General features: G+C 36.9%; 7 protein-coding genes. All 7 read left to right on the top strand.

Annotated elements, in window-relative coordinates:
* The first annotated feature begins 503 nt into the window (after positions 1-503).
* The 7 genes from rpmH to PY770_RS07085 all read left to right on the top strand — a co-directional run bounded on the left by rpmH (position 504) and on the right by PY770_RS07085 (position 6,513).
* Positions 504-638: a 50S ribosomal protein L34 gene (gene rpmH, locus PY770_RS07115; protein ID WP_014082553.1), complete on the top strand. Its 135-nt coding sequence runs from the start codon at positions 504-506 to the stop codon at positions 636-638.
* Positions 639-699: 61 nt separating this feature from the next.
* Complete coding sequence (gene rnpA / locus PY770_RS07110; protein WP_014082552.1) at positions 700-1,062, top strand: ribonuclease P protein component; 363 nt, start codon at positions 700-702, stop codon at positions 1,060-1,062.
* A complete protein-coding gene (gene yidC, locus PY770_RS07105) occupies positions 1,059-1,895 on the top strand; it encodes a membrane protein insertase YidC (RefSeq protein WP_014082551.1) in 837 nt (278 codons plus the stop codon). The genes rnpA and yidC overlap by 4 nt, the downstream gene beginning before the upstream one ends.
* Positions 1,896-2,039: 144 nt before the next feature.
* Positions 2,040-2,762 carry an RNA-binding cell elongation regulator Jag/EloR gene (gene jag, locus PY770_RS07100; protein ID WP_103451076.1) on the top strand — a complete coding sequence of 241 codons (723 nt, stop codon included), beginning with the start codon at positions 2,040-2,042 and terminating at the stop codon, positions 2,760-2,762.
* A gap of 150 nt (positions 2,763-2,912) precedes the next feature.
* On the top strand, positions 2,913-4,310 hold the full coding sequence (gene mnmE, locus PY770_RS07095; protein WP_275045919.1) for a tRNA uridine-5-carboxymethylaminomethyl(34) synthesis GTPase MnmE: 1,398 nt from the start codon (positions 2,913-2,915) through the stop codon (positions 4,308-4,310).
* 30 nt (positions 4,311-4,340) lie between these two features.
* Positions 4,341-6,281 (top strand): tRNA uridine-5-carboxymethylaminomethyl(34) synthesis enzyme MnmG, encoded by a 1,941-nt coding sequence (gene mnmG / locus PY770_RS07090; protein ID WP_275045918.1) that lies wholly within the window; start codon positions 4,341-4,343, stop codon positions 6,279-6,281.
* The gene (locus tag PY770_RS07085; RefSeq protein ID WP_275045917.1) at positions 6,265-6,513 is read left to right on the top strand and encodes a hypothetical protein; all 249 of its coding nucleotides are present in this window, start codon (positions 6,265-6,267) and stop codon (positions 6,511-6,513) included. The genes mnmG and PY770_RS07085 overlap by 17 nt, the downstream gene beginning before the upstream one ends.
* Positions 6,514-6,515 lie beyond the last annotated feature (2 nt).

Genomic DNA, 6,515 nt, shown 5'->3' with positions numbered 1-6,515 from the left:
TGAAGTTACTCCTCCTATGTTAAAGCGATAAAAACATTTTAGCATTTTATGACGGAAATAAAAAAGTTTTCCACAGCATAAAACACATTGTGGATATATGTTTCACATCTAAGGTATAAGTTTTCCACAAGCCTGTTAATAATTAATAAAAAGAAGTTGCTTTTTGACTAATTAACAAGCACGTGTTGATAACTAAATGTTGCTATAAAAGGAACTATTACACATTTATTGAATTGTGCACAGCTTGTGGATAAAAATGAATAACTTCTGTGATTTTGTGCAAAGATTCGTGCAAATCATGTGATTTACCTGCCTAGTTATCCACACTAATTAACAGGTAAACTTTATGAAACTTTTTTTATATCCACAGAACGTTAGGTTGACTAATTATGGAACTTTTCAAATTTGTCCTTTGCTAGTTTCGCGGTTTGTGCTATTATTTAAAAGAAGCACTATTGAATAAAAAATCGTTTAAACGAAATCGAATATAAGGAGGGCTCGTAATGAAGAGAACTTACCAACCAAAGAAACGTCATCGTAACCGTGTTCATGGTTTCCGTGCACGTATGCAAACTAAAGGTGGACGTAAAGTATTAGCTCGTCGCCGTCAAAAAGGTAGAAAAGTATTATCTGCATAGACCACTGACCATTCGGTGGCCTTTTTTATTATGCAAATGTAAAAATTTGGAGATTAATTTAATGAGAAAATCGTATCGTGTTAAAAAAGAAGCTGATTTTCAGCAAGTTTTTGAAAAGCATGATTCGGTAGCTAATCGTCAATTTGTTATCTATCAAATGGAAAAACCCGATCAACCCCATTTTCGGGTTGGAATTTCCGTCGGTAAAAAAATTGGAAATGCGGTTCACCGTAATTGGGTGAAACGTCGAGTTCGACAATCAATTACTGAATTAAAGCCTTATCTAAAACAAGACGTTGATATTTTAATTATTGCAAGACCGATTGCTGATGGTCTTTCAATGAAAGAAGTAAAGTCTAGTTTGGTGCACGTTTTGCACTTAGCTCATTTGTTGGATGCTGATTATAGTGAGGAAAAGGAATGAAAAAATTCAAAAAAATTGCTACAGCCATGATGGCAGTCAGTTTAGGGTTATTTCTAACTGCTTGTAGCAACTCTCCCGTTACTAGTCATAGTACTGGTTTATGGGATGGATTAATCGTTTATAATTTCTCTCGTGCGATTATTTGGTTATCGAAAGCCTTTGATTACAACTATGGAATTGGGATTATTTTATTTACTATTATTATCCGAGTTATCATTTTGCCATTGATGGTTTACCAAACTAAAAACATGAAAGAGATGGCTGAACTTCAGCCACAACTTAAAGCTTTGCAAAAGAAGTATTCATCTCGTGATACTGATACGATGATGAAGTTGCAGGCTGAACAAAAAGCGCTTTATAAAGAAAATGGAGTACATCCAATGGCAAGTATGTTGCCAATGATTGTACAATTACCAGTTATTTTTGCGTTGTACCAAGCCATTTGGCGGACACCGGAACTAAAAACCGGGCACTTCTTATGGTTACAACTAGGAAGTCGTGATCCATACTTTATTTTGCCAATTCTTGCTGCTTTGTTTACGTTCTTTAGTTCTTGGTTAGCAATGAAGTCACAACCAGAAACCAATGCCATGGCAATGTCGATGACCTTCTTGATGCCTGTGATTATTTTCTTCACGGCCTTGAATGTTCCATCAGCCCTTTCATTGTACTGGGTAGTTACCAACGCTTTCCAAGTTGGACAAACATTAGTTATCCAAAATCCTTGGAAAATGAAACGCGAACGAGAAGAAAAGCAAAAGGCTAAACGTGAGCATGAACGAGCCGTTGAAAAAGCAATTCGTCGGGCTAAAAAGAGTCACAAAAAACGTTAATATTTAAAATAAGCTTGGAAAATTTAATTCCTAAGCTTATTTTTTTATAAATTAATATTACAAACGAACGAAAACCCTTTCGAAACCTAGTTAATTTGTGCTATGCTATCAAGGTTGACAATTAACTAGGAGAAATCATATATCATGCCAAAATATACAGGTAAAAATCTAGAAACCGCCATTGAAAATGGACTTAAAGACTTAAACATCAATCGTGAAAACGCTGAAATTAAAATTATTCAAAAACCAAGTAATGGATTCTTAGGATTATTTAAAAAAGATGCCATTATTGAAATGAAAGTTGTTAAACAACAAGTTAAAACACTGAAACCAACTAAAAAGACAGTTACAACTGAGGTCTCCCAAAAAGCTAGTAAACAGCCAGAAACAACTGCTGAAGCCCGTTTTGAACGTAACTTTGCTGTTGTTAAAAAGCTTGCTAAGTATTTACAAGACGTACTTGATGAGATGGGAATCAATGCCACTTTAGAGGTTGACATGCCGAACAACAAACGTGTTTACATTGATTGTCAAACTGATAAAGAAGGACTTTTAATTGGTAAGCACGGTCGAACTATTAATGCTCTCCAACAATTATGTGAATTTTACCTTAATAATCACGGCGTAAACTACGTCGAGGTCGTTTTGGATACCGCTAATTATCGCGAACGTCGCCGGAAAATTTTAATTGATTTAGCTACACGAAGTGCTCGGGACGTTGAAGCAACGGGCCAACCAGTTCATCTTGATTCCATGCCTGCCTTTGAGCGTAAACAAATTCATTTAGCTTTAGAAAATTTTGATGATGTTTTAACTTATTCAGTTGGAAATGAACCAAATCGTGAAGTGGTTATTGGACCACGATAGTCATAAATTGACAAATTAAATTAATCTAATTATGATAGATAAGATATAAAATTAAATCGATAAAGTAGTGAAAGTACTTTGTCCCCGTGTTGTTAAGACGCGAGGGGTAGGTACTTTTTTTATTGAAAAAAGCAGAAAGGAGTTTTTAAGATGCCATTAATGACAACTGATTATGATACCATTGCAGCAATTTCAACTGCTCCAGGAGTTGGGGGAATTTCAATCGTAAGAATTAGTGGGTCAGACGCCATGAAAATTGCGAAAAAAATTTATCGTGGTAAAGACTTAGATAAAGTAGCAACTGATACCATTAATTATGGACACATTGTCGATCCTGCCAATGATGATAGTAGAGTTGATGAAGTGATGGTTTCAGTGATGCGGGCTCCCAAAACCTATACTAAAGAAGATATTATTGAAATTAATTGCCACGGTGGAATTCAAGTTACCAATAAGGTTTTGCAGCTAGTATTAAGAAACGGCGCTCGGATGGCTGAACCAGGAGAATTTACGAAGCGCGCCTTTTTAAATGGAAGAATTGATCTTTCTCAATCAGAAGCGGTAATGGATTTGATTGATGCCAAGACCGATGAAGCCCGTAAAGCAGCTTTAAATCAGTTGGATGGTAATCTTTCTGCAGCAATTCGTAAAATGCGGCAAAAAATTGTTGATGTGTTAGCTAATGTCGAAGTTAATATTGATTATCCCGAATATGATGGGGCTGAAGTAGTGACTTCAAAATTAATGTTGGATAAAGCACAGGAAATTAAAGCTGAAATTGAGAAATTATTAGCAACGGCCCAACAAGGAAAAGTTCTCCGTGATGGCTTAAATACCGCAATTGTTGGTCGACCTAATGTTGGTAAATCAAGTTTGTTGAATCGTTTATTGCATGAAGAAAAAGCAATTGTAACGGATGTGCCTGGAACTACCCGTGACGTGCTTGATGAGTATGTGAATGTAGCGGGTGTTCCGCTTCATTTAATTGATACCGCAGGAATTCGGGAAACTGAAGATAAGGTAGAGAAAATTGGGGTTGACCGTTCTCGTGCTGCAATTAAAAAAGCTGACTTGGTACTTTTAGTTTTGAACTCAAGCGAACCCTTAACTGATGAAGATCGACAATTACTTGATTTAACTCGCGATAGTAAACGAGTGATTTTATTGAATAAAACCGATCTTCCAATGAAGTTAGACATTGAGAAAATTAAAGCCGAATACGGGAATAGTGAAATGATTAAGACTTCTGCTATGGCAGAAAATGGAACCAAAACACTTGAAGATACAATTTCTCAAATGTTCTTTACTAAAGGAATTGCTAGCACGCAAAACAGTGTGATGGTCACCAATGCTCGCCATATTAGTCTTTTACAACAAGCACTTGACTCAGTGCAAACGGTTATTGATGGAATTGGAGCGGGATTACCAGTTGATATTGTGCAAATTGATTTGCAATCAGCATGGGATGATTTAGGCGCAATTACCGGAGATAGTTATGATGATGAATTGATGGATCAATTATTTGACCAGTTCTGTATTGGAAAATAGTTGTTTCACATGAAACATTAGGAGAAAATAATGACAGAAAAAAAAGAAGTTTTAAAAACAACGGATGTTACGCACACTTACAATGCGGGTGATTACGATGTTGTAGTTGTGGGTGCTGGACATGCCGGTAGTGAAGCCGCTTTAGCTGCAGCACGGATGGGTCAAAAGACTTTATTACTAACCATTAGTTTAGAAATGGTCGCCTTTATGCCTTGTAATCCTTCGGTTGGTGGACCAGCAAAAGGGACAGTGGTTCGAGAAATTGATGCTTTAGGTGGCGAAATGGGTAAAAACATTGACAAAACCTACATCCAAATGCGGCTCTTGAATACCGGTAAAGGTCCTGCAGTTCAAGCATTACGGGCTCAAGCTGATAAGCATGCTTATCACCAAGAAATGAAAAATACGATTGAAAAAGAAGACAACTTAACGTTGCGTCAAGCCATCGTGGACAATTTGGTAGTAAATGATAACCGCGTTGAAGGAGTTATCACCAATACTGGGGCAATTTATCACGCGAAAACGGTGGTCCTTGCAACCGGAACTTCAGCACGAGGACAAATTTACATTGGGGAACTTCGTTATTCATCAGGTCCTAATAACTCGCTTCCATCCATTAAATTGTCAGAAAATCTGGAAAAAAATGGGTTTAATTTGGAACGGTTCAAGACTGGAACTCCCCCTCGAGTAAATGGGAATACGATTGATCATTCTGGAATTGAAGAACAACCAGGAGATGAGAAACCACATCACTTTAGTTTTATGACTCCTTATAGTGATTATTTACCGGTCAGTGAACAAATTTCTTGTTGGTTAACTTACACTAATCCCACAACACACCAAATTATTCGAGATAATTTAGATCGTTCTCCACTTTTTAATGGTGTAATCGATGGAATTGGGCCTCGTTACTGTCCTTCAATTGAAGATAAAGTGGTCCGGTTTGCTGATAAAGATCGTCACCAAGTCTTCCTTGAACCAGAAGGTCGTGGCAACGACGAATGGTATGTGGATGGAATGTCTAATTCCATGCCCGAAGAATTACAACAAGAAATGCTCCATTCAATTAAAGGGTTGGAAAATGCCAAGATGATGCGTCCTGGTTATGCGATTGAATATGACATTATTCCACCACAACAAATGAAGCCTAGTATGGAAAGTAAAGTAATCGAAAATCTTTTCACAGCGGGGCAAACCAATGGAACTTCGGGTTATGAAGAAGCCGCTGGACAAGGATTAATGGCCGGAATTAATGCTGCACGTAAAGTTCAAGGTAAAGATCCAATTATCTTAAAACGTTCCGATGCTTACATCGGGGTGCTAATTGATGATTTAGTTACCAAAGGAACTAATGAACCTTACCGACTTTTGACTAGTCGGGCCGAATATCGGTTATTGTTACGAAACGATAATGCTGACATGCGTTTAACTCCGATTGGTCATGAAATCGGTTTGATTTCTGATGAACGCTACGAAGCATTTTTGGCCAAGAAAAAAGCCGTTGAAGATGAAATTAATCGTCTAGAAACCATCAGAATTAAACCAAATGATCAGATTAATGAATTTGTCCAATCACGCGGTGATAAGCCTTTGAAAGATGGAATTATTGCCGCTCAATTCTTACGTCGACCTTATGTGGACTATGCAAAGTTGCTAGAATACATTCCAGCAACGGATGAACCACTTGATCCACGTGTTGTGGAACAAATTACGATTTACATTAAGTACGCTGGTTACATTAAAAAAGAAGAAGAAAAAGTTAATCGGATGAAAAAAATGGAATCGAAGAAAATTCCGGAAAAAATTGATTACGATGCGATTGATGGAATTGCAACTGAAGGAAAAGAAAAGTTGAAACAAATTCAACCAACCACGATTGCGCAAGCATCACGAATTAGTGGAGTTAATCCTTCTGACATCGCCATTTTGAGTGTGTACATTCAACAGGGTAAGATTGCGAAAACTGAATAATCGCATTGTAAAAGTAATTAAAAATGGAAAACAGATGACTTTACCAGTTACGGATGAAATTAAGCTTAATTTAGGTGACCAATATTATGTTTCACAGTTAGATAATGGTGAGATTGTATTTACCCCGTTGTATCAAGATATTTTTTCTAGTCCAGAATTTGCTGACCTTGATTTTTCACAAGTAGAAATGGATTTTGGCAAATTTATGGGGGAGGAAAAATTAGATGACTGATG

It is taken from the genome of Fructilactobacillus sanfranciscensis (genome assembly GCF_029023685.1).
GTDB classification, from domain to species: domain Bacteria; phylum Bacillota; class Bacilli; order Lactobacillales; family Lactobacillaceae; genus Fructilactobacillus; species Fructilactobacillus sanfranciscensis.
Note: the sequence above shows the minus strand (reverse complement) of the source record. Positions and strands in the feature narration are given on the sequence as shown.

What these genes read in the sequence shown, in the direction of transcription:
- rpmH (WP_014082553.1), top strand. Translation starts at nt 504, where the DNA reads ATGAAGAGAACTTACCAACCAAAGAAACGTCATCGTAACCGTGTTCAT.
- rnpA (WP_014082552.1), top strand. Translation starts at nt 700, where the DNA reads ATGAGAAAATCGTATCGTGTTAAAAAAGAAGCTGATTTTCAGCAAGTT.
- yidC (WP_014082551.1), top strand. Translation starts at nt 1,059, where the DNA reads ATGAAAAAATTCAAAAAAATTGCTACAGCCATGATGGCAGTCAGTTTA.
- jag (WP_103451076.1), top strand. Translation starts at nt 2,040, where the DNA reads ATGCCAAAATATACAGGTAAAAATCTAGAAACCGCCATTGAAAATGGA.
- mnmE (WP_275045919.1), top strand. Translation starts at nt 2,913, where the DNA reads ATGCCATTAATGACAACTGATTATGATACCATTGCAGCAATTTCAACT.
- mnmG (WP_275045918.1), top strand. Translation starts at nt 4,341, where the DNA reads ATGACAGAAAAAAAAGAAGTTTTAAAAACAACGGATGTTACGCACACT.